The organism is Arthrospiribacter ruber, from assembly GCF_019343195.1.
GTDB lineage: Bacteria > Bacteroidota > Bacteroidia > Cytophagales > Cyclobacteriaceae > Arthrospiribacter > Arthrospiribacter ruber.
In genome coordinates this window covers 334,006-356,650 of sequence record NZ_RPHB01000006.1, presented here as the reverse complement: position 1 = coordinate 356,650, position 22,645 = coordinate 334,006, and the positions used below count along the sequence as shown (strand labels likewise).

Here is a 22,645-nt window from a genome sequence, read left to right as displayed (position 1 = left end):
GAAATTTGAAAGTCCTGCCCCTTTTTTCGTATTAGTACCTTCCTCCTAAATTCAGCACAACCCCAAGCCTAAGAACGGGTAATCTGGTATTCTGACTTTGTATTTTGAATTCAGTAATAAAACCCAATGTTTCCCCGACGTCAAAAAAGGCACCGGCTCCAAAATTACCTCCTGGGCGTGTTCTGGATTGTCCGGGAAGTCCCGGCTGGAAATTTTCCCAATAATTGTTATATCCTCCTAGAATATAAACTTGGGAAACTCCCTGAGTGAGGTAATACCTGAGGTCTACATTGAGATTCATCATCAAAATCCTCTCAGCGGGGAAAAGATAGGTGAAATTTGGAGCAATGGAAAAGTTGTCCACAAATAGGTATTCAATTCCAGCATTGGCACCAACTTCATTGATTTGAAGTCTATAGTCTGCACCTAGCTGAAGCCTGATATCACCCTGCTCTTGTGCATTTGCAATGCCCATTACAGAAAACATAGAAAATATTAAGAGAAGTTTTTTCATTTGCTCAAGATAGCAAGAAATAAAAAAAGCCCCAATTGTGGGGCTTTTGATTCTTGAAAAGTCTATTTAAAGCTCTTCTTCGTAATAGGAGAGTCTTCCAAACTTATCCATTCCCTGAATGATGATTTTATACTTTTCTACTATGTCGTTGTTGAAGAATTCGACCTTAGCGGAGTTTCCCGTCCATTCCAGTTTTGGATTCCAGTAAAGCGTTGATCTAAAATCCGGTGCCGTGGGATTTTCTCTGTCATATTTTGGCATGTAGAATTCACTTACTGTTGAATATCCAGGAAATCGGAGGTTGAATACTCCATCACCGATATTCCCTATCCCTGCCCCTCTCTTGGTGTAAAGAGCTATCGCACCATTTCCCGCTGCGCTTCCAAATATAGCAAGAGAAGCTGCTGATTTGAAGATTTCGATGGCAGCCAAGTCGCTTGGAGGAATAGTGCTCGCGAAACTGATATCAACGGGGGTGTTATCCAATAATATCATGGGATTTCCGCCTCCTGTGATGGATCCAACACCTCTAATGGTAATAGTGGCAGAACCCTGCAGATCTGATACTACCCTCACGCCTGCAAATCTTCCTTGCAACAGTTGAAAAATATCAATAAAACCATCAAAACCTCCTATATCTTCAGGTTTTAGAGAGGCGTCTCCTTTTCCGAAAATCCTGGTAATGTCTTCTTCTGAGGAGTCAAATCTTTTCGATTGAATAATGAATTCATCCAGCTTAATGTCATTTATATCTCCGAAAGCCCTATTTGCAGAGGTTCTTTTTTCTGCGGTATTGAGATAGGACCTCAATGCTTCGGAAATATTGAAGTTTTGGAGTTTGGGTTCAAAATTCTCCCAAGTAGAATACTTAGATAAAGGAGGGTCGAGCTCCAAGTCCACAAATTCCTTATGTCTTCGGTCTTTGGCTGAAATGGTGAGAAAAGTGGTGTCGGAAAAATCCATGTCATCAATGATGAATTTACCGTTTTCTCCAAATTCCAAAGAAATAAAATCCTCTGACTGACCTTTGGAATATACCGTCATATTGCCTCCGGTCACTCCTCTTTTACGGTCACCTTTCGGTTTAACTGTTCCTGTGATATTGATCCCCTGTTCAATGAAGTTTTTGTTTTCAAAGTTCCCGGCCAACAAGTCCTTCCAATTGAACCTCTTCCAGCCATGGGTAAGCATGATCAATTCTATGCCCTCATCATTCCGGTCTTGTCCAAGTAAGCTTTTGGCATCATGGATTTTCCCACGAAGCTCTGATTCAAGCTTGAGGTAGGAATTGATACTGGAACTGGTAGTGAAAGGCATCTCATTGGCATCCACGATGGCCACCGAGTAAGCTCCACCTTCAAATCCATCCCCTTCTATATTTACTTCCCAAGTATTTTTTTCTCTTGCTTTAGTGCTCTTAGTGGAAGCGTTTAGCTTTAATTTTAACTCATTTTCAAAAGGAACAAACACCATTCTTTCAGCAAGTGGTGTACCTTCAGGTTCAAAAATTGTAAGTTGGTTAACTCCAGGTACCAGCTGACTTTTGTTTATCCTAGCACCACCCACTCCATTGGAAAGGTTGATTACCTGCATGTGGCCTATCCTTCCTCTCGCATGAACTACCAGAAGCGCCTCTCCGGAAGGGGAGATATTTTCATACCCTTTGGATTGGATCAGAATATTGACCAGCTTTTCATTGGAAGAATCAACGGCAAGATTGATTCCCTCATTTTTCACATTTGTGATGTTGGTTTCGAAGGAAGTTTCCCCTACAGTCACTGTAACCGGAATATCTTCTGTACTGGTCGGATTAATGGAAAATGATGCAAGCCCAGAGTCATTGGTTTCAAAGGTTATCTCCTGTCCTTCCTGATTGATTTTTCCTGATAAGGTTGCGGGGCTTCCATCCGGATAGATTGCCCTAACTGCTACTTTGTTGTTGAACCCGGCTATCAGGTCTCCTCCTTCCGGCAGGAACTGTAAGTCAATGGAACTATTGGGAAAAGGCAAAAGAAATTGTCTTGAAATGCTATATTCTTCATTTTCTTTAAAGCTAAGTATAAGTGCTGTAGGCGTATTGAGGTCCTTGGCATCCATAAATATACTGAGCTCATATTTCCCCTCTTCATCCAGAAAAAATGATCCTTCCTCAGCTGTGCTATTGGTGTTGCTTATTTTATAGTAGACTTCTTGGGAGGGAAGTGCCTGTAGTCTTTTATCAAGGCCTACTATTGATGCTGTATAGGTGATTCGGTCATTGTTCTCTGTCTTTTCGAATTGTACAGATGGTTGAAATTTGAGGTTGTATGTGTCCAGAATCTGGATATCTGACCTGAATAAGGCCTCATCTCCAAAACCTTTTTGCCAGTAAGAATATGCTTTGATGACATAATTGCCCTCCTTAGTGAATGCATCCAGTCTAATATCACCATACCCATGGCCTTCTTCAATCCGTACAGTTTTTTGCTGTACCAGATTGCCTTCACTATCCAAAAGATCCACATATACTACCTTGCTAAGTGGTGAGGGTATGTCCGGACTTCCTGCAGTCAGGTAGACCGAAAACCAAATATTGTCTCCAGAGGCATAGTAATTTCTGTCCAGATGAAGGAAAACTTTTTCTTCTGGGATTTCATCCACATAGACTTCCATCATGGAAATGATTTTTTCACTGAGTTCAGCTATGCCTGGTTTGTTTTGAAATGATGAAAAGAAGTAAAGAATGGAAAATAAGGCAATAGGAATGATGAACAGAAACTTTTTCATTGGGCAATAGGATTAGGTAAAAATAATTACTGGCTTAACGGCATTTTGTGATTTTCAGTTATGCTTTGCAATTTTAACTAAAAATACAATACATTCAAAAAATAATTTATTTTTTAACTTTTTTTATTCCAAATGAATTATACCCTAATTAATCTACTGTAAATAAAAGAATTATATGATCTGAGCTACTTCGTTTTTATTGGCCAATTGACCGCAGGCAGCATCAATATCCTGACCCCTGGATTTTCTGACTTTGGCAATTATACCGTTGCTTTCAAGTATCCTTACATACATGTCCACTGCTTCTTGAGATGCCTGTCTGAACTCCCCTTCATCGATGGGATTGTATTGGATGATGTTGACTTTGGAAGGGATGATTTTGCAAAATTTGGCCAGGGCTTTTGCGTGGCGTTCGTCATCGTTGATTCCGTCCCAGATTACATATTCATAAGTGACTTTTCTTTTGGTTTTTTGATACCAGTATTTCAGCGCTTCGGCGAGGTCTTCAAGCGGGTTGACATCATTGATGGGCATAAGCCTGCTTCTGGTTTCATCGATAGCAGAATGGAGGGAAACGGCCAAGTTGAAGCGGACTTCATCATCTGCCATTTTTTTGATCATTTTAGGAATGCCTACTGTGGAAAGCGTGATCCTTCTGGGAGCCATGCCCAATCCTTCTGGAGAGGTAATTTTGTCTATGGCGTCGATGACATTGTTGTAGTTCAAAAGAGGTTCTCCCATCCCCATAAAGACGATATTGGTCAAAGGTCTCTGGAAATAGGTTTCAGCTTCTTCTTTTATGGCTACCACCTGATCATAAATTTCATCAGGATTCAGGTTACGCATACGCTTCAGCCGAGCTGTTGCACAGAAATTACAGTCCAGGCTACAACCCACCTGCGAAGAGACGCAAGCGGTGATTCTTTTGGTGGTGGGGATCAGTACTGATTCTACAATTTTGTTGTCAAATAACTTGACGGCATTTTTGATGGTACCATCATTGGATTGCTGCATAAGGTCCACTTTGACATGGTTGATGGAAAAGTTGGCTTTGAGCATCTCTCTGGTTTCTTTGGAGATATTGCTCATGTCGTCAAAGTTTTTCAGGGATTTATTCCACAGCCAGTCATAAACCTGTTTTGCCCTGAATTTTTTATCACCTTGAGAGACAAAAAACTCTTCCAACTGCTCCAGACTTAATTTTCTGATGTCTCTTTTTGCACTTTCCATCTTGCAAAGGTAGGGAAAATGAGCCTATTCTCTGAGTGGAGATTTACCTTATTGGTTTAATGGATATCTGTAATTTGACCACTAACCAATTTAAACAAGGATCTGGATCAGCCTGAAAGTTTGATTAGAAATCAAAGCAATCAAAATTTACAAAACGTGACTTTGGAAATTTACCCTAACCAAACGGCATCAATATAGGAATGATGATTATGTAACCAAGTTTTTGAGAATTTCGAACATGGATTTTTGATGTTCCTTATTTCTTGGTAAATGTTCCTTATTTATCAAAAACAATTGATAATCATTGTCTTACGCATTATTTTCGATGTTCCTTATTAGACTCTATAACTTCTTAAAAGCGTATTTTGCATTCTTATCTCGTTGTTTATCACTTAGACGATCAATAACCTTTTCATTATCTATAAACTGATTTAAATAAAGTCTAACTGTTTTATCGTTAATCCCTGTTACTTCTACTAATTCACTTATTGTGGCATGATTGTGATAGAAAAGATGCTGTAAGATCTTCTTTTGAGTATCGTTATAACTTATCCAATTACTTTGAATTTTTTTCAATATTGAGTCTGAAATGGTTTTTGTATGATTGCTTATTTTATTTCGAAGAGTTAAATAAACGTTTCCATTTTTCTCTACATACTCAGGTATTGAAAGCATCGACTTTTCCATAGATTGGTAAATTCTGGAAACGCCTTCATTTAGTTGTCTTACAAAACCCATGTCTTCTAAAGCTCTTGCAATTCTGGGATTTCTTGAAAACCTTTCGGTTCTTATATTCTCTACATTGACTTGTGCCGGAAGTGGTCCACTGTTTGAGATTTCAAGGCGATCATCGAAATGCTTGATGTAAATGGCATTCCCTTGTACATTGTAGGAGCGGTGGCATAGTGCATTTACTACTCCCTCCAACCACGCTTCTTCAGGGTATTCTGGTACTTTATTAAATCGACCTGTTTCTAGATCTAAAAAGAAATAATCTTTTAATGTAGCCTTCAGGAATTTTTTTACATGATCAATAATCCATGGGATGTTATTTTCAAATCGTTCATCTTTGACAACATTATGCTCTGTACCCACTTGAGCTATGGTACCTTCATACCGAATGTAGCGAAGTGATGCTGAAGTAATATATTTTTCAGGGTCTTTGGCAAAAAGTAGTACCCCCGCTTTTTTTATTTTGTAAACGCCATCTTTTCTTACTGCCAGATGCCTCTTTACCAGTAACTCTAAAGTATCTCCCTCATAGTTTAATTTTTCTTTATATCGATTTAGAAGTTTTGTATCAAGATCATCAAAATCAAACTCAGCTTCTATCTCGTCCTCAAACTTTCGGATCTGTTTGTCATACTCCAAATTTCTGACCGCATCTCTGTCAAGTTGCTTGTTTCGGTCATCAACCCTTAAGAAAATTTGTTCGTTATCCTTGCGCTTAAAAATCCGCTCAATGTCCTGATCAACATGGTATAAGAAGATTCGCTTATCTTCAATTTCAACTTCTTCAAATTTGATGTTGCCATGGGGTTCAATGAAATCAACATACAAATTCCTGTAATCGCTCAACTTCTCGCCCAAGACATTTACATCCTGAATTTCACCATCATTAGAAACGCCAAAAGCCAATACACCTCCATCGGCATTGAGCATGCCAATCAATTCATTAGCTATCTTGGTGGGTGCAATATCTTTCTCTCCCAGACCTTTTCGCTCAAAGTATTGGTTTTCTCGCTTCGTTTGAAGAAGCTCAAGTGTTATTTGTGTATTGAATCTTGAAATGACCATGGTTACTTTTTATGCCATCGGCTTGATCATACTTTCTATAAATGCCACTTCCTCCCCACTCAATTGGTACTTTTTGTACATCTGCTGGTCTATCTCAGAAATGGATTTTATCCATTCGATGTCTGAGTTGGTGGTGTGGTTTTTAAACAAGAAGGAACTTACATACACTTTTTCTATTGTTTTATGCTTATTCAAACCAAAGCTCCAAAATAATTAATTCTTCTTTCACATCTTAATTTCATGAAGTTTTAATGTAATAGTTTTTCAATGAATAAACTTCAAAATTCAGGGGTCTTAATTTTTTGAATAAATCCCCTTCGTTTGCCCTTCTTAATTGAATTTATTAGGTTTATTGGAAGAGAAAAAATACGTTATGAAGTGGTTCCAAGCTTTCATAAAAAACTTTTGTAAAAATGAGCAGCGGTAAAAACAGTTTTTCAAAAAAGTTTGTATTGCCAATACTTTATCCCATCAAAAAGACCTTTTCCAAAGCAAAACTTTGGACAGGTATCAAAACTGGCTTGGTAAAAACGGTCATGATACAACCCTATAAAGGTTTTGGGAATAGCCAGGAGATCTATCTTTTGGGAAGGGTATTAAGAGATCGGGGAATAGGTATTTCCAATCTGGAAGATAGCAGGTGGCGGAATTTCAAAAAGATGTATAAGCGGTTTATGTCCTGGGAAATCCCAAATGTCAAAGTAAAGGCAAGTTTTCAGGGACTCGAACAGGAAGTGATTACTGATGAGGAGGGTTATTTTGAAATCAATATGAAAAGCAATACTCCGTTTGAAATCAATCAGCCATGGCAGGAGGTAGAACTTACCCTATTGGATAGGATAGTCAAAAATCAGGGGGAGGTCAAGGTGGTAGGTAAAGTGTTTATTCCTTCTGGAAATGTAGAATATGGTGTGATATCGGATATTGATGATACCATTGTCCCAACCGGAGCTACCAGGCTATGGGAAATGCTCAAGACCACTTTTCTTGGCAATGCCCATACCAGATTGCCCTTTTCCGGTGTTGCGGAATTTTATAAAGCAATGGAAAAAGGTACTGATGGAATTGAAAGCAATCCATTCTTTTATGTTTCCAGTTCACCTTGGAATATTTATGATTTTTTGACGGAGTTTTTGGATGTCCATGGCATTCCCAAAGGTCCACTGATGTTGAGGGATATTGGGTTATCTAGAGAGCAGTTTATCGCTGGCAGTCATTCGGCCCATAAGCTATTGCAGGTGGAAAAAATCTTCGAAGTAGAGAAGCAGCTTCAGTTTATCTTGGTGGGTGATTCTGGTCAGGAAGATCCCGAGATATACCTGCAGGCGATCAAGGATTTTCCTGGTCGGGTCAAGAAAGTTTTTATCAGGCATGTAGCACCTGAAAGGGAAAAATCAGTTCAAAAGATAGCCGAGGAAATGGAGACACTTGGGGTCGAATTGCTTTTGGTCAAAGATACTATTGAAGCTGCCGAAAAGGCCTTGGAGAAGGGTTGGATTCTCCAAGCCGATGTGGGAGTCATTTTGAAAGGGAAAGAAGAAGACAGCAATTATTAGGGTGCGAGGTTACCGGATTGTACAGTTTGCCGTGCAGCTTTGGGTTTCAGCCCAAAAAGGGGGCGGATCAGCCTCCACCTTCGTATGCCCATTTCATAGATAAGCCATGAACCTGCAAATGTTCCCACAGACATCAGGATAAATTTAGGCCAAAACCCCCAAGTCAAATCCATAAGATAAAAACCAATGGCTATGGTGATGGTCTGATGTAAGATGTAAAATGGGTAAACTGACTCATTGGCGTAGGAGAGTACCTTGCTAGGTTTGTTCAGGTAGGCAGCGGCATATCCAAATAGTGTCAAAATCCAGGCCCAAAGATTAAATACTTTAAATCCTGCTTCAATAAAATGAATGAGGGTGGAATCCTCAAAAAGGATCCTTAAGCCTATGAGAAGAGTAAAGCCTACAGCTCCAGCATAAAGGTACTTGCGCCTATTTTCCAATACAGTTTTCCAAAAAGAATCCTTTACCGAGATAAGTAGGAAACCGAAAAGAAATAAGGTAAGGTAATTGACCACATTGAACCAATCTCCCCATAGTGCGTGTGTGGAAGGGAAAAATGGTTCCAAAAGTGATTCCCATAAGTATAGTGGGATTATGAGGCAAAAAAGTCCAAAAGGCTTCTTTGCCAAAGTGTTCATTGTTTTTAGCAGTGGGGATGTTGGATGTCTGCGCAGATAAACGAAAAGTGGTAAAAGGACCAAGGAAAAAATCAATAGGTAAGGCAAAAACCAAAGGTGATGCCAAGAAATGTTGCCTTCGGGATACACCCCATCAAAGGCAAAGGCAGGCCAAAAATCGAAATAAGAACCTGAAAATTGCCCATTTGCTATCCGTTCAAAATAAACTTGTGGAGGCACTATAAGCGCCATTCCCACCAATAAAGGCAAGAGCAGTCTTTTGATCCTTTCTTCGGAAAACTGCCAAACGTTTCTTTTGGATAAAGCATAGTAGGTTCCCATCCCTGAAATAACAAATAAAATCGGCAGTCTCCATTGGTTGACGAAAAGCATGGGCCACCGGATGTCAGGATAGATGATGTTGTTTTTGATATGAAATCCCCAAGGGACAAAAAACATCCCAACATGATAAAATATAAGCAAACCAAAGACGGTTACCCTGAGCCAATCCAAATCGTATCTTCGCATTTTCTTGTTGTTTTTCACAAAAGTACATGCTGAAATGCTGCAAAAAACAGCTTTGGGATCAATGTCAAAGGTTTGTGACGAAATACAAAGTCAGTTTTTTTTATAGATTCTTTCAAATTCGGCAATCATTCCTCTGGATACTGGAATTGGACCTGTATAGCCCTTTACATCCAATTGATAGCCCTGCGCATTTCCTTTGACATGGATTATTTTTTGAAGATTTACCAGAAATGATCTATGTGTCTTAAAAAATTGAGGAAAGGATTCCAATTGACTGTCTAATTCTTTTAAGGTCAGCCTTTTGATTTCTTTATTGACCTGGTCACCGTTGTCCACATAAATCTCAAGATAATTTCCTTCTGACTTTGCAACGATGAGGTTATCCAAGATTAATTCAAAGTCATCACTTTTTTGCTTGGTGACTATGGGAAGGGTTGTGGCGCTTTTTCTAAAGGAATCCTCACTTTGGTTAAGATTGAAAGACTTTGCAGTTTTCAAATGTGTTTTTAGCAATCTGAGGAAATTTAAAGGGACCAAAATTAGGACGAAGAGCAATCCGACTAAAAAAGTATTTCTAATCTCTTCCCAAAAATATCTGAATGACCAATTGTCAGGATTAGCATATATAAGATCTCTTACTAAAAATTGGCTGATTCCTATCATCAGGAGAACTGCTGAAATCAAAATGATTTCATTTACCAAACTCCATGTATCTTCATTTACCCTGAGGTTATTTAGCCCTATCACCAGCAAAACGCAAATAAATGCGTTCAATGAATGAATCATAGAAATCCAAAAATAGCTGACTTTGTGCTCGGGTCGATAGACTACAAAAGGCTCGAAAACATAGTTGAAACCAAGGCTCATAATGAATATTACAGCAGCAACAATCCAAAGATTTTTTCCTTTGAAATAGTAAGGATAGGGTTGTTTTAAAAATGATTCAACATTGAAAAACATAAGCTTTTGTAGGGTTCAGGGAGAAAATTACTGAAAATTTAAATCTTGGAAATGGAAAACATGCCGTTTTTGAAAATCCAATTTTCCTAAAGACGTATTTTTGTTCTGACTTGGCCCCTTTGGCAACTTAGTCTGCCCTATTCTAACATTGATTAAAGTTATCGAATAAGTGACTGTTTTTTTATGTCATGAAAAGTAATACTACCTTTTTCACAAGTCATGAGATAATTTTTTAAATTGAATTTCAAACAGAATTTTTGATGGGAGAATACGAAATCAACAAAGTAGAAATGTCAGGTAATTTGAAAGGAATTATCCCTCCTACAGTCACTCCTCTGCTTTCAAATGGAGAGTTGGACAAAAAAGCTACTGAAAGGCTTACGAAGCATTTGCTTGATGGGGGTGTGCATGGGTTTTTTATCTTAGGTACGACCGGTGAAATTTCCAGTTTAAAGCCTTCCATTAAAAAGGAACTTATAAGTCTCACCTGCCGCTTGGTAGATAGGGCTGTGCCTGTTATTGTCGGGATTACCCATACTGCCTTGGATTCCAGCTTGAAGTTTGCCAAAGTAGCAAAGGAAAACGGGGCGGATTATGTAGTAGCGGCCCCACCTTTTTTCTTTCCTTTGGATCAGCAGGATTTATTGGCCTATTACAAGAGACTGGCGGACCTTAGCCCTTTGCCCCTGTTTTTGTACAATTTTCCGGCAATGACCAAATGCAGCATTGAGCCTGATACTGTGGAGGAGCTGAGCAAGCATGACAATATAGTGGGAATCAAAGACAGCTCAGGAAATGGAGTTTATTTTCAAAACTTACTTTCGATAAAAAGAGCGAATCCTGAATTTAAGGTGTTTGTGGGTCCTGAGGAGCTGTTGGTACAGTCTGTATATTCAGGTGCTGATGGGGCTGTGGCCGGAGGAGCCAATATTTTCCCCAGTTTGTATGTGAAGCTGTATGAAGCAGTGATTGCAGGAGATAAGGAAAAGATCAATCGCATCCAGCCGATCATTATGGAAATTTCCCGGAAAATTTATGCCTGTAGCGGTAAAAGTTCCAGTTACCTGTCAGGCATCAAAGAAAGCCTTTACTATTTAGGAATCTGCGAATCCAATATCTGTCTCCCTATGCTTTCGGTGGATAATGCCACCAAGGAACAGATAAGGCATAATCTGGAGAAGATCATATTTAAGATCAAGACCCTGGGATAATAAGGCTTATGGATTTTTCAAACCTTGACCTGATTGTGTTCTTGATTTATGTTATTGGCACAGTTGGTTTTGGTGTGTCTTTTTATTTCCGAAAGCAAAGTACTTCTGATTATATCACAGGCTCTGGAAAAATACCTTCATGGGTTTTAGGGATGTCTATTTTTGCGACCTATGTCAGCAGTATCAGTTTTTTGGCATTACCCGGAGCTTCTTATCAATCCAATTGGAATGGCTTTGTTTTTAGTCTCTCCATTCCTATAGCGGCCTGGATTGCAGTACGTTTTTTTATGCCGCTTTATAGAAAAATAAACAGCCCTTCTGCCTATGCTTTTTTGGAACAAAAGTTTGGGCTCTGGGCAAGAATATATGCCTCCACTTGCTATTTGCTCACTCAATTGGCGAGAATGGGGGCGATTATGTATTTATTGGCTTTGCCTATGGAAGCTTTTTTTGGATGGAGTATTCCATGGATAATTCTTTTTACAGGTTTGGCAGTAATATGCTACTCCATGCTGGGAGGAATCAAAGCAGTAGTCTGGACCGATGCCATTCAAGGTGTGATTTTGATAATTGGCGCTCTAGGCTGCTTGATCACAATCCTTAACCAGTTGCCTGGCGGATGGTTACAAGCGCAAAGCGTTGCATTGGAACAGGGGAAGTTTTCTTTGGGTAGTTTTGGCTTAAGTCTGAGCGAAAGCACATTTTGGGTAATCTTGGTTTACGGTTTATTTATCAACCTCCAAAATTTTGGTGTGGATCAGAGTTATATCCAACGCTATCTTGGGGCCAAATCTGATAAGGAAGCCAGTAAATCCATTTGGTTTGGGAGCCTCCTCTATATTCCAGTATCATTATTGTTCTTTATGATTGGGACAGCTCTGTTCGTGTATTTTCAGGTTTATGATGAGTTGCTTCCCGCAGAATTAGGAGCCTTTGAAAGTGCGGATAAGGTCTTCCCTTATTTTATAGTCTCAACTCTGCCAAGTGGCCTCACCGGGCTGATGGTAGCAGCTATTTTTGCAGCCGGGATGAGCACAATTTCCACCAGTGTCAACAGTTCGGCAACGGTGATTTTGGAAGACCATTTTAAAAAATACATTTTGAAAAATCCTAATGAGAGAACCTCTTTGCGAATACTTTATATTTCATCTTTTTTAATGGGTTCCATAAGCATTGGGGTTGGGTTGGCATTCAATGGAGTGTTGAGCGCATTGGAGACATGGTGGGCATTGGCTTCTATCTTCAGCGGGGGGATTTTGGGATTATTTCTTTTGGGTCTTTTCAGACCTACCCTAACTAAGATTTCTGCCCTTCTGGGAGTCATAGCAGGTGTATTGCTTATAGGTTTAGTCAGTTGGGGTTGTCTTCCTGTCCATAAAAATTTAGCCATAGTACTGGGTACCATGGCTATTTTGCTTGTTGGGTTCTTATTGGGGCTTATTGTAAAGGGGCAAAAGGAGCCTCAGGGAAACTATCGATGATATTGCCTTCATCATCAATAGACACAAAGCTAAAATGGTTTCCCTCAAGTGTCAGCAAGGTGAAAGCTTTTACAGATTGTGCTTTCTTTAGGTACCAAGTTTCTTCTACCTCGTGGACTTCTCTGGGACCTACACCCCATGATCCATCACCCACATAAATGATCCCCGATTGATCTAACTCAATTTCTTTGATAGGATAGGTCCTTTTGTAGGCATGGTCGTGGTTTTCAAACGCCAAGCGAACGCCATATTTTTCAAAAATTGGAGTCCATTCTTCCCTTACCAGTGTTTGTACCCTGTCATCATACTTGCGTACTGATGGATATCCAGGCACATGATAAATAGGAATGCGGTGCAGAAAATCCTGTCTTTCGTTGAGGGTTTTTTCCAGCCATTCTGTTTGAGTGCCTTGAATGGGGTTACTGTGTTCTGTATCCAAAATCACCAGACTTAAGTACTTTCCAAAGTCAAGGATATTGTATCCAGGCTGTCCCGGAAATCCAAACAGTCCATAAAAGTAGGGGGCAATTCTTCGTCTAAAGTCATTGGTCGGCTCATATCCTGGGTGATTGCTGTGGTATCCCTCCACCACTTCATGGTTACCTATCGCAACTATGCAAGGTAAAATCCTGTTTTCTTCAGTCACTAAAGTAGTAGAGTAGGCATCAAACCAATCATAAATCCTCTGAATGTTGTCTGCGATACCATTTTCATAAGCCATGTCTCCACCTATGATGACAAAATCAGGATCGTAGGAAGCTACCACTTTGTTGGTTTTTTCAAACCACTCCTTACGGTGCATGGTATCTCCACCAATGGCTATTTTCAAGCTTCCGGTATTCAAGTTGGTGGGCATTGTACGGAAGTTATAGACCGTTCCTCCCCCATCGAAACTGATTTCATATGTCGTATTAGGCTGAAGGCCTCTGACGGCGACCCTATGAACCCATCTTTCAGAAAAAGGGTAGGGGAGAGATTTGCTCTCCAAAGTCCTCCAATCTTGGTTTCCCATTCTTCTTATATTAAGCTGCACAGGATCTTTCCCATCAAGATGCCAATCGATATCGATCGTTGTGGTGGGATCTTCTGTCCAAGTGAGATAAAAAGCATAAGGTTTGTCTTGTCCAAACAATTCTGCATGGAATGCAAAAACGGCAAGTAGAATGGTAAGTCTTATCAAAATGGTCTTCATAATTTTCGGCTTTATTGTTTTTTCATCCAGTTTTTTATAGCTAAGTATACGCCATTTGTCCAGTCGAAGCCATCCTGAACAGGATATTCTCCTCCGCCTGCTTTCAGGCTTAAATCTACTACGTTGTATTTTTCCATCATCTTTCCTGTTTCGGCATATACTTTTTCGTTGAGGGAAGTCCATCGCTTAGCCAGTTCCAGTGCCAAATCCTCTCTGCCATAGTTCAAAAAGGCTTCAAAGCCGATCCATTGCAGAGGAGCCCAACCATTGGGTGAATCCCATTGCTGACCACTGTTGATCGTAGTAGTCACCAAGCCTCCTGCTTTAAAAAGGTTTTTTTCAACAAAAGAGATGACTTTTTTTGCTTGTTCTTCACTTGCAAGCTTCGCCCAAAGTGGAAAAAGCATGGCCAAGGAAGGGCGGTCCATCTGCTCTTTGAATTTGACATGAAAATCCAGAAATATTCCTTGGTCTTCATTCCAGCAGTATCTGTTAATGGCGTCTAGCCTGTTTTGTCTGGTCCTCGTTAATTTTAAAGCCAGCTTATTTTCCCCCACTATCTCACTGCTTTTAATCAGTATTCTTTCCATTTCGGAAAGGAGTACGTTAAGATCCACAGGTATCAAGGCAATCGTCTGAACACTCTTAAGATCATCCGGGTGATAAAGCCACCTGGAGCTAAAATCCCAGCCTGATTCGCAAGCTGCCCTAAGGTTTCTGAACAGTTTATCCGGAAAGCGCCTGGTTTGGTCCGAAAGCTCTACATCCTCTACAAAAGATTCCTGTCTAGGGGTATCTTCATCGTCCCAGTATCGGGACAGGAAGGAGTCTTCATCCAACATTACCACTCTTTTGTATCTTTTACCGGGGAGATTGATTCTTGCTTCCCCCTCCATCCAAAAGATATATTCCATAAATAATTCCGAATGGTATTGCTCATATACTTTCGGGTCACCTTCCATCTCGGCAAGCAATTCTACCATTTTTGGAAAAAAGGGTGGCTGTGACCTAGAGATGAAATATGTACGATTACCGTTAGGTATGTGACCCACTGTATTGATAAGATAGGCAAAATTATCAACTATGGATTGTATCAGGTCTTTTCTGCCGGAAGCTTTAAGACCCAACATGGTGAAATAAGAATCCCAATAGTATATTTCCCTGAACCTTCCTCCAGGTACAATATACGGGTGTGGCAGCTCCAGAAGACTGCTATGCGGATTGGGCTCGTCAGGTTTTCTTGTCAGGTTGTCCCAATGTTTGTGTAACTTTTCCTCCAAGGTTTTTCCTTCAGGAAGTGTCTTTGTCTGATCAGTTTCAGGGGTTTCGAAATATTTTTCTACAAAGGCCTTGATATCAAACCCTTCCTTATCTATTTCTCTATAAAAAAAATGCATGATTTCATCGGGATGAAATTTAGGGATGCAATCTACAAAGGTTTTCGAATCGGGAAATACGCCATTGAGCTGTACAGCATCAAAGAGCTCTTCGTAGATTTCATCCGGTGGTAAATATTTAAGATTCATCATTTCTTTTTACATGTCTGTGAAGTATGATCAAAACCAAACAAAGTGCAAGGATCGGTATCAAGGAGAAATAGAAGGCATTGGTGCCTCCATAGACCTCAAAGATATGTCCTGTAATAATGGACCCAGTGGTCCCTCCTAAAGCTGAAAATACAACAATTAATCCGGACATGGAACTCTGCATGTATTTTGGCAGGGCACTGAGGACTACGGAGTTGATGGCCGGGTAGATGGGAGCTAAAAATATTCCTATGATCGGGAAAAGGTACACTACAAATGGCGCATTGAACCAAGTGATGGCCGTAGTGGTCTCCGGTAAGTTGGTAGTAAGTGGAAGGGTAAGGAGTACGCAGACTCCTACCAAAATAGTGCAGCAAAGGGTAAATGTCAGCCAGTGGATTTTTTTCAAAATAAATCCCGCTAATAATCGGCCTATAGCCAATGCCCCCGCCAATACTGCTCCAGCCTGAATGCCCATGCTTGCAGGTACTCTAAGTACTTCCTGATAAAAAGTAGGTGTCCATGTCATAAAGCTTTGCTCTATTAGTACAAAAAGAAATGCCGAAGCAGCAAAAACTAATACCAAAGGTTTGATCACCAGTTTCAGCATTTCCAAAAACTCATCCCAAGCTTTTGTGCCCTCTCTCTTGGACTCCGACTCATTGATTTTGGCCCAAAAGAGCAGTACAGCTGCTGCAAGGGTCATGGCTCCCAAATACCAATAGAGGTTGAGCCAGCTTCGGGAACTGGGATCTGCATCGTTGACAAAAAGGCTGAAAAAGAGATTCCCTGCCAATACACCAACCATGAAAAAGCCTTCTATGGTGCTCATCAGACTGGAGTGTTCTTTGGTGTTGTCTGTCACAAGTCCTATCATGGCAAATACAGACACTTTGATCACGGCAAAGGAGATGCCCACTGCGGCAAAAAGCATTTTGAAATACCAGAATTCATCTGCCATGACCGGCATGATAAAACAAATGGCAGCTACCAGGAAAAGAGCTGCCAACATGCCTTTCTTAAGCCCTACTTTTGGTAAAAAGGAGGCAACAATAAAAGAGAAAATGGCAATAGGCAGGTCTTTGAAACCTTCCAGTACAGAGGCGTCAGCTTTACTGACATCGAAAGTACGCTGTACCTGCAGTATGACTGCTCCTACCGAGTTGAGGAGTACCGCAAAAACCATATAATTGACTATCAGAGATAGCCGGATCAATACTTTTGGGCTCATGTATCCTTGACAAATCTGACTTTGCTACAATTACCTAATTTGGTCAAATAATATTCAATTCGCTACCCTTTTTTGAAAAAATCAGTTTTGAAGTACAGATCGCAGGATCAATGGGTAATCTGTCACAAGGATGTCTGGTTTTCTTGGTTCTATAAAATCGAGATAAACTTGCGGATTTGTGTCTCTGGCTGAATCGTCTATTTCGCCCATCACATCCGTGATGATAGGCAGTCCTAAGTCTTTGGTTTTAGCGTATAGATCTACGGTGGCACCTTTGTTCAGGTAGGCCGCCAATAGATATGGTTTGTCTGTCTTGCAGAGGTAAAAATCCAGATCATCTTCTTCTCTGATCAGTACAGAAAGGAGAAATGGCTTTTTTAGGTTCAGTGCTTCTTGTGCCCTGTCTTCTTGAAAGGTCAATACCAATATATGATCCAGCATTTCGTATTTTTCCACCAAATCAATCACCTTTTGGAGGGGCGCTTCTTTTACATCAAGCATCAGGTAAATTCCATGTTCTTTAGCAAATTGGAGGGCTGATTCGAAAGTCGGAATATTTTCAGAGAGGCCCAGCAGCTTGACTTCTTTTAGTTGAGCGCTGGTTTTTTCTTTCAATGCTCCGCTTTCTTCTGTAGTCCTGTCCAGCGTCTGATCATGGAGAAGAAAAAGCTCCCCGTCCTTACTTTCTGCCAAGTCAATTTCATGCATAGTAATGCCTGCTGACAATGATTTCTGCATGGAATAAAGACTGTTTTCGGGAATGTCTGGAGATAGGGCAGCCCTGTGGCTGAATACCAAAGTTTCGGACTCATCAAGTAGCTTCCGTAAACTCTGAGCCTTAATGTGTCCAAAAAGAGACAGAAAAATCAAAACAAGCAGTAACCTGGACATATCAGTCTTTTTTCAATAAATACCAACCTTTTGGGTCTACTTCAATAGAGGACTCACTTTTCACCAAAACGGGCTTATTTGAGAGCATATGTCTTTCATAGCCGTTGGAGGTTTTGATTTCAACAGGCATTTTGAAGTCTATGTTCGGAAGGCTGACCTGATAGCCTTTATTGCCCTTTTTTCTCACCTTGACCTTGGGCACGTGGATGGTTTTGAGGTACATGTCAAAGAAGCCTTGAAGATCCGCACCGGAGTATTTCTGGACAAACTGTGTGAAATCGGCGGTCTCTACCAGGTTTTCGTAGGTGTATTTTTCGTCCGTGGCAAAGGCTTTTAACATCGGGAAAAAGATCTCATCACCCAGAAAATACCTCAATGAATGGATGATAAATGCTCCTTTGGTGTAGATTTCGGGATGGTAGGCAAAGTCAGAGGTGGAGTTTCTCGGGCTGACCACTGGGCGTGCATGTGCGATGGATTTTCTTACTGAGTTGACTTTTTCGTGATAGGCTTCTTCTCCTCCATGCTCCAAGTAAAACAACCAGTCGCCATACGCAGTCAGTCCTTCATGAATCCAAAAGTCCGCCCAATCTCCTACAGAAACTTTGTTTCCAAACCATTCATGACCCAGTTCATGGTGTAATAGCCAATCCGCAGTGGCATCGCCAATTTTTTCAAATTGAAAATTGTTGCCATACGCATTGATGGTCTGATGCTCCATTCCCAAATAAGGAGTTTCCACCACGGCGATTTTATCATCCGGAAATGGATATGGGCCAAAGTACTTTTCATGCGTCTGGGCCGAAGTTTTCAAAACCTGAAGTAGTTCTTTTGCTTTGCTCCTGTTTTGTTGCAGTACATAGACTTTCATAGGAATTGTTTTCCCGTCAATGCTCATAAATTCTGTACTTTCTTCATGAAATACACCCAATGTGAAATTGATGTTATAATTGTTGATAGGATATTGGGTAGTCCAGTGGTAAGTGATTTTACCATTCTTTTCAACAGTATCGATCAGGCGGCCATTGGATGCGACGAATTAAGGCTTTGGGGCAGTGAAAATAAGATCTACACCATTCAAAGGTTCGCTGGAGGGATGATCCAAACAAGGCATAAAGATTTTTGCACCCTCATTTTGGGAAGAGAGTCCCATCCAGTGATTGTCCAGCTCATCAATTTCCCAAGTAAAGCCACCGGTCCAAGGCGGATTGATAGCGATGGGGGTCTGTCCTCCGTAATAGATTTCCACATCTTCACAGGTGCAGTCTATAGGGTAAATATCCAAGGTATCACCAAAGTGCCGAAAAGTTATTTCTTTGCCGTCCATGATGACTTTGCTGACGGTGTATTCCTCGATCAGGTTTAGCCTCAAGGTGTCCAACTTTTCTTTGCTGTCAAAAGTCACTTTGTTTTTCCCCATGATTTCCTGACTTTCAGGAAATATTTCTAACTCGAGCTGATAGTGAATGACCTGATATTTTTCCTGCAATGGGTCCAAAGGGCCTCCCCAGGCCCAGTTTTTTTGGATCTGGGAAAAAGAGCTGATAGAAATCAGGAGGAATGATAGGAGAAAGGTAGTTTTTTTCATTGCTTTGAATGTAGCAGGTTATTTGTTGTCTGGAAATTCCTTTTTCAGTCGGAGCATTCTGATTTATTTCCTGAAGTTATTGATAATTCTGACTAATAGTTTTGACCAAATTAGTCAAAAGCCAGTTGAGGTGCAAGGAAACGAGAAGAGCCATCACAACCAGAAAAATTGAATTTTCACATAGTTTTCTCAACATATTTATTTTTTTAAATTCTTGCTAAAAATCCGGAATAATGACAAAGGGAAATGGATCAACATGATTATCCGCTTTCTTACCAGTAGAACCTATAGAGTGGCATAAATTCATGATTTCAAGCTAAACCCGATAAACCGGGACAAGTTATCAATGAATATCCAATATCAATTAGTATCGGGTTAATCAAGGCCCTCATTTAATTTGGTATGTGGATATGCATATTGATCAATTCGCCTGCTCATGAACGAAATAAAAAAGCCTTCCGGTTTCCCGAAAGGCCAATCTAAATCTAAAATCTACAATCTAAAATCTACAATCTAAAATCTACAATCTAAGATCTGAAATCTGAAATCTGCGATCAAGCCTCAGCTTCCGCATCCTCGTATTCTGCTACCGGAATACAGCTACACATTAAGTTTCTGTCCCCATAAGCGGAATCTACTCTTCTTACCGAAGGCCAGAACTTATTTCCTTTTACAAATGGTAAAGGATAAACTGCTTTTTCTCTGCTGTAAGGGAAGTCCCAGTTGTCAGCAAGTGCAAGCTGAGCAGTATGAGGAGCATTTTTCAGCACATTATTTTCCTTATCTGCTTCACCATCCTGGATTTCCTGGATTTCGGCCCTGATGGCGATCATAGCATCACAGAACCTATCCAGTTCAGCTTTGGTCTCTGATTCAGTAGGCTCTATCATCAAGGTGCCTGCCACTGGGAAAGAGACTGTTGGAGCATGGAAACCATAATCCATCAAACGCTTGGCGATATCTTCTACCTCGATACCGATTTCTTTGAAAGCCCTGCAATCCAAAATCATTTCATGTGCAGCTCTACCTCCTTTGCCTGTGTAGAGGATCGGGTAGTGCGTTTCCAGTCTGGATTTGATATAATTGGCATTTAGGATGGCGATCTTGGTAGCATTTGTTAGTCCTTCACCTCCCATCATGGCGATGTAGGCATAGGAAATTGGCAAAATACTAGCACTTCCGTAAGGAGCAGCAGAAATAGAAGTAATGGCAGATGTTCCGCCGGTTTGCACAAGTGGGTTACCTGGTAAAAATGGCACCAGGTGTTCAGCTACGCAGATTGGGCCCATTCCAGGACCTCCCCCTCCGTGAGGGATACAGAATGTTTTGTGTAAGTTGAGGTGGCAAACATCAGCACCGATTCTTCCAGGGCTTGTTAATCCCACCTGAGCATTCATATTGGCACCGTCCATATATACCTGACCTCCATTGTCATGGATGATCTGGCAGATTTCCTGAATGGCTTCCTCAAATACCCCATGGGTAGATGGATAAGTTACCATCAATGAAGCCAGGTTGTCTTTATGAGCTTCTGCTTTTTCTTTGAGGTCTTCTACGTCAATGTTACCGCTTTCATCACATTTTACCAATACGACTTTCATTCCTGCCATCACTGCAGATGCCGGATTTGTACCGTGAGCTGAAGTTGGGATAAGAGCTATGTTTCTATGGTGATCACCTCTGCTCTGATGGTAGGCACGGATGACCATCAAACCTGCATATTCTCCCTGAGCACCTGAGTTGGGCTGTAAAGATGTGTCTGCAAAACCAGTGATTTCACTCAGCCAGTTTCTAAGATTTTGGAACAGCTCATAATATCCAGCGGCCTGTTCCTGCGGTGCAAATGGATGAAGTTGGCCAAATTCAGGCCAGGTAACCGGAATCATCTCGGTAGTGGCATTCAGCTTCATGGTGCAGGATCCCAATGAAATCATAGAGTGAACTAAAGAGAGATCTTTGTTTTCCAGTCGCTTGATGTATCTGAGCATCTCATGCTCAGAATGGTATTGGTTGAAAACGGGGTGGGTGAGGAATTCTGAAGTACGCGCCAAACCTTCCGGAAATTCCAGCTCGAGTTCGGCAATCATCTGGTTCCAATCAAATTGCACCCTGTGATTAACAGATTTGGAGAAAACTTCAGCCACTGCTTTGACATCACTGATAGTCTTGGCCTGATCAAATGCCAAGACAACTGCATCTTCCTCGTACCTGAAATTCATCTCAGCTGACAATGCAAAGGCTTTGATTTTGGATTGCTGGACTGGATCAGTTTTGATTTTGATGGTATCAAAAAACACTTTGTTCACCTGCTCATAACCCAACATTTTCAATGCCTTGGCAGTCAGCTGAGCCAAGCCATGGGTCCTGGCAGCTATTTCCTTGAGGCTTTTAGGTCCGTGATATACTGCATACATACCTGCCATCACAGCAAGAAGTACTTGTGCAGTACAGATATTGGAAGTGGCTTTTTCCCTTTTGATATGTTGTTCCCTTGTCTGAAGGGCCATTCTATAGGCTTTGTTGCCTTCCTTATCGACTGAAACTCCTATGATTCTTCCTGGGATTTGTCTTTTGTACGCTTCTTTGGTCGCAAAAAATGCAGCATGCGGACCACCATATCCCATTGGCACTCCAAATCTCTGACTGGTACCTACGACTACATCCGCTCCCATTTCACCTGGAGAAGTCAGTAATGTCAAACTAAGAAGGTCTGATGCGAAGGCTGTCAATACATTATTTTCTTTAGCAGAGGCTACCAGTTGCTTATGGTCAATGACCTCTCCGTCCAAGTTTGGATACTGAAGTAAAATTCCAAACAGGTCAGCATCTGTAAGGTCAAGTTCGGAAAGGGGAGCTATTACCAGTTCAATACCTATTGGTTCAGCTCTTGTGATCAGCAAGTCTTTGGTTTGAGGGAAGATTTTTTCATCCACAAAGAACTTGGCCGCATTTTTTTTCTCCCTTGGTTTGGAGGCGAAAAGCATGGTCATGGCTTCAGCTGCGGCAGTAGCCTCATCCAATAGAGAAGCATTCGCCATTTCCATCCCTGTCAGGTCCATCACCATGGTTTGGAAGTTGATCAGCGCTTCAAGTCTGCCTTGGGCGATTTCGGCCTGATATGGTGTGTAGGCAGTGTACCATCCTGGATTCTCGAGGATGTTTCTAAGGATTACACCGGGAACTATTGTATCATAATATCCCAGCCCGATAAAAGATTTGAAAATCTTATTTTTCGAAGCCAGTTTCTTGAATTCCTTTAAAAAAGAAGCTTCAGTTTTGGAGCTTGGAAGGTCCAGAGGTTTTTCCAGTTGTATGGCTTTTGGAATAGTCTGGTCAATTAATTCTTCTAAAGATGAAGCTTTGATCTGGTCCAGCATTTCCTTGATTTCCTGAGGATCGGGACCGTTGTGTCTTTGTTCAAATTTGGTAGAGGGGGTCAGATTAATCTTCATTTCTTGATGTGGATAAAAGCCTGATTTGGGTTTTATTCTTACCTTTTTATACGGTTGTGCAAATGTATAAATTATTGGATGATATCGTTTTTATAACCCAAA

17 protein-coding genes are annotated in these 22,645 nt (G+C 40.8%); 3 read left to right on the top strand and 14 right to left on the bottom strand.

The window, feature by feature from the left end:
- Positions 1-31 precede the first annotated feature (31 nt).
- The 5 genes from EGN73_RS14460 to EGN73_RS14440 all read right to left on the bottom strand — a co-directional run bounded on the left by EGN73_RS14460 (position 32) and on the right by EGN73_RS14440 (position 6,475).
- Positions 32-514, bottom strand: coding sequence for a hypothetical protein (locus EGN73_RS14460; RefSeq protein WP_219291245.1), 483 nt, complete (start codon positions 512-514; stop codon positions 32-34).
- 66 nt (positions 515-580) lie between these two features.
- Positions 581-3,280 (bottom strand): TonB-dependent receptor plug domain-containing protein, encoded by a 2,700-nt coding sequence (locus tag EGN73_RS14455; protein ID WP_219291241.1) that lies wholly within the window; start codon positions 3,278-3,280, stop codon positions 581-583.
- 171 nt (positions 3,281-3,451) lie between these two features.
- Complete coding sequence (gene rlmN / locus EGN73_RS14450; RefSeq protein WP_219291237.1) at positions 3,452-4,510, bottom strand: dual-specificity RNA methyltransferase RlmN; 1,059 nt, start codon at positions 4,508-4,510, stop codon at positions 3,452-3,454.
- A 342-nt stretch (positions 4,511-4,852) separates the two neighbouring features.
- Positions 4,853-6,307: an ATP-binding protein gene (locus EGN73_RS14445; protein ID WP_219291234.1), complete on the bottom strand. Its 1,455-nt coding sequence runs from the start codon at positions 6,305-6,307 to the stop codon at positions 4,853-4,855.
- Between the two features lie 9 nt (positions 6,308-6,316).
- Positions 6,317-6,475, bottom strand: coding sequence for a hypothetical protein (locus tag EGN73_RS14440; protein WP_219291230.1), 159 nt, complete (start codon positions 6,473-6,475; stop codon positions 6,317-6,319).
- Between the two features lie 245 nt (positions 6,476-6,720).
- On the opposite strand from EGN73_RS14440, the gene EGN73_RS14435 reads away from it, so the two are divergent.
- Positions 6,721-7,863, top strand: a complete 1,143-nt coding sequence (locus EGN73_RS14435) for an App1 family protein phosphatidate phosphatase (protein ID WP_219291227.1) — start codon at positions 6,721-6,723, stop codon at positions 7,861-7,863.
- Here the strand turns inward: EGN73_RS14435 and EGN73_RS14430 are convergent.
- Positions 7,860-9,011: an acyltransferase family protein gene (locus tag EGN73_RS14430; protein WP_219291225.1), complete on the bottom strand. Its 1,152-nt coding sequence runs from the start codon at positions 9,009-9,011 to the stop codon at positions 7,860-7,862. The two genes, EGN73_RS14435 and EGN73_RS14430, sit on opposite strands and share 4 nt — an antisense overlap.
- A 90-nt stretch (positions 9,012-9,101) precedes the next feature.
- Complete coding sequence (locus EGN73_RS14425; protein WP_219291222.1) at positions 9,102-9,971, bottom strand: LytR/AlgR family response regulator transcription factor; 870 nt, start codon at positions 9,969-9,971, stop codon at positions 9,102-9,104.
- A 260-nt stretch (positions 9,972-10,231) separates the two neighbouring features.
- Here EGN73_RS14425 and EGN73_RS14420 point away from each other — a divergent pair, with 260 nt between their 5' ends.
- Together EGN73_RS14420 and EGN73_RS14415 are read left to right on the top strand one after the other, a co-directional pair.
- Entirely contained in the window at positions 10,232-11,182 is a 951-nt protein-coding gene (locus tag EGN73_RS14420) for a dihydrodipicolinate synthase family protein (RefSeq protein ID WP_219291219.1), read from the top strand.
- A gap of 8 nt (positions 11,183-11,190) precedes the next feature.
- Positions 11,191-12,663 (top strand): sodium:solute symporter family protein, encoded by a 1,473-nt coding sequence (locus EGN73_RS14415; RefSeq protein ID WP_219291216.1) that lies wholly within the window; start codon positions 11,191-11,193, stop codon positions 12,661-12,663.
- On the opposite strand, the gene EGN73_RS14410 is transcribed toward EGN73_RS14415, so the two are convergent.
- The 7 genes from EGN73_RS14410 to gcvP all read right to left on the bottom strand — a co-directional run bounded on the left by EGN73_RS14410 (position 12,620) and on the right by gcvP (position 22,543).
- Positions 12,620-13,855: a purple acid phosphatase family protein gene (locus tag EGN73_RS14410; RefSeq protein WP_219291214.1), complete on the bottom strand. Its 1,236-nt coding sequence runs from the start codon at positions 13,853-13,855 to the stop codon at positions 12,620-12,622. The genes EGN73_RS14415 and EGN73_RS14410 overlap by 44 nt on opposite strands.
- A gap of 11 nt (positions 13,856-13,866) precedes the next feature.
- Positions 13,867-15,384, bottom strand: a complete 1,518-nt coding sequence (treF, locus tag EGN73_RS14405) for an alpha,alpha-trehalase TreF (RefSeq protein ID WP_246611588.1) — start codon at positions 15,382-15,384, stop codon at positions 13,867-13,869.
- Entirely contained in the window at positions 15,371-16,612 is a 1,242-nt protein-coding gene (locus tag EGN73_RS14400) for an MFS transporter (RefSeq protein WP_219291211.1), read from the bottom strand. Before EGN73_RS14400 ends, treF begins: the two co-directional genes overlap by 14 nt.
- An 81-nt stretch (positions 16,613-16,693) precedes the next feature.
- The gene (locus EGN73_RS14395) at positions 16,694-17,503 is read right to left on the bottom strand and encodes a glycerophosphodiester phosphodiesterase family protein (protein WP_219291208.1); all 810 of its coding nucleotides are present in this window, start codon (positions 17,501-17,503) and stop codon (positions 16,694-16,696) included.
- 1 nt (position 17,504) lies between these two features.
- Positions 17,505-18,374, bottom strand: a complete 870-nt coding sequence (locus tag EGN73_RS22540; protein ID WP_246611587.1) for a M1 family aminopeptidase — start codon at positions 18,372-18,374, stop codon at positions 17,505-17,507.
- A gap of 168 nt (positions 18,375-18,542) precedes the next feature.
- Positions 18,543-19,091 carry a gluzincin family metallopeptidase gene (locus tag EGN73_RS22535; RefSeq protein ID WP_246611586.1) on the bottom strand — a complete coding sequence of 183 codons (549 nt, stop codon included), beginning with the start codon at positions 19,089-19,091 and terminating at the stop codon, positions 18,543-18,545.
- Between the two features lie 554 nt (positions 19,092-19,645).
- Entirely contained in the window at positions 19,646-22,543 is a 2,898-nt protein-coding gene (gene gcvP / locus EGN73_RS14385; RefSeq protein WP_219291205.1) for an aminomethyl-transferring glycine dehydrogenase, read from the bottom strand.
- Positions 22,544-22,645 lie beyond the last annotated feature (102 nt).

Bases quoted from the DNA above. Each gene is read 5' to 3' on its own strand.
- EGN73_RS14455 (WP_219291241.1), bottom strand. From the start codon at position 3,280: ATGAAAAAGTTTCTGTTCATCATTCCTATTGCCTTATTTTCCATTCTT.
- EGN73_RS14420 (WP_219291219.1), top strand. From the start codon at position 10,232: ATGGGAGAATACGAAATCAACAAAGTAGAAATGTCAGGTAATTTGAAA.
- EGN73_RS22535 (WP_246611586.1), bottom strand. From the start codon at position 19,091: ATGAAAAAAACTACCTTTCTCCTATCATTCCTCCTGATTTCTATCAGC.
- EGN73_RS14460 (WP_219291245.1), bottom strand. From the start codon at position 514: ATGAAAAAACTTCTCTTAATATTTTCTATGTTTTCTGTAATGGGCATT.
- EGN73_RS14425 (WP_219291222.1), bottom strand. From the start codon at position 9,971: ATGTTTTTCAATGTTGAATCATTTTTAAAACAACCCTATCCTTACTAT.
- EGN73_RS14395 (WP_219291208.1), bottom strand. From the start codon at position 17,503: ATGTCCAGGTTACTGCTTGTTTTGATTTTTCTGTCTCTTTTTGGACAC.
- EGN73_RS14445 (WP_219291234.1), bottom strand. From the start codon at position 6,307: ATGGTCATTTCAAGATTCAATACACAAATAACACTTGAGCTTCTTCAA.
- EGN73_RS14430 (WP_219291225.1), bottom strand. From the start codon at position 9,011: ATGCGAAGATACGATTTGGATTGGCTCAGGGTAACCGTCTTTGGTTTG.
- EGN73_RS14400 (WP_219291211.1), bottom strand. From the start codon at position 16,612: ATGAGCCCAAAAGTATTGATCCGGCTATCTCTGATAGTCAATTATATG.
- EGN73_RS14410 (WP_219291214.1), bottom strand. From the start codon at position 13,855: ATGAAGACCATTTTGATAAGACTTACCATTCTACTTGCCGTTTTTGCA.
- rlmN (WP_219291237.1), bottom strand. From the start codon at position 4,510: ATGGAAAGTGCAAAAAGAGACATCAGAAAATTAAGTCTGGAGCAGTTG.
- EGN73_RS22540 (WP_246611587.1), bottom strand. From the start codon at position 18,374: ATGAAAGTCTATGTACTGCAACAAAACAGGAGCAAAGCAAAAGAACTA.
- gcvP (WP_219291205.1), bottom strand. From the start codon at position 22,543: ATGAAGATTAATCTGACCCCCTCTACCAAATTTGAACAAAGACACAAC.
- treF (WP_246611588.1), bottom strand. From the start codon at position 15,384: ATGATGAATCTTAAATATTTACCACCGGATGAAATCTACGAAGAGCTC.
- EGN73_RS14435 (WP_219291227.1), top strand. From the start codon at position 6,721: ATGAGCAGCGGTAAAAACAGTTTTTCAAAAAAGTTTGTATTGCCAATA.
- EGN73_RS14415 (WP_219291216.1), top strand. From the start codon at position 11,191: ATGGATTTTTCAAACCTTGACCTGATTGTGTTCTTGATTTATGTTATT.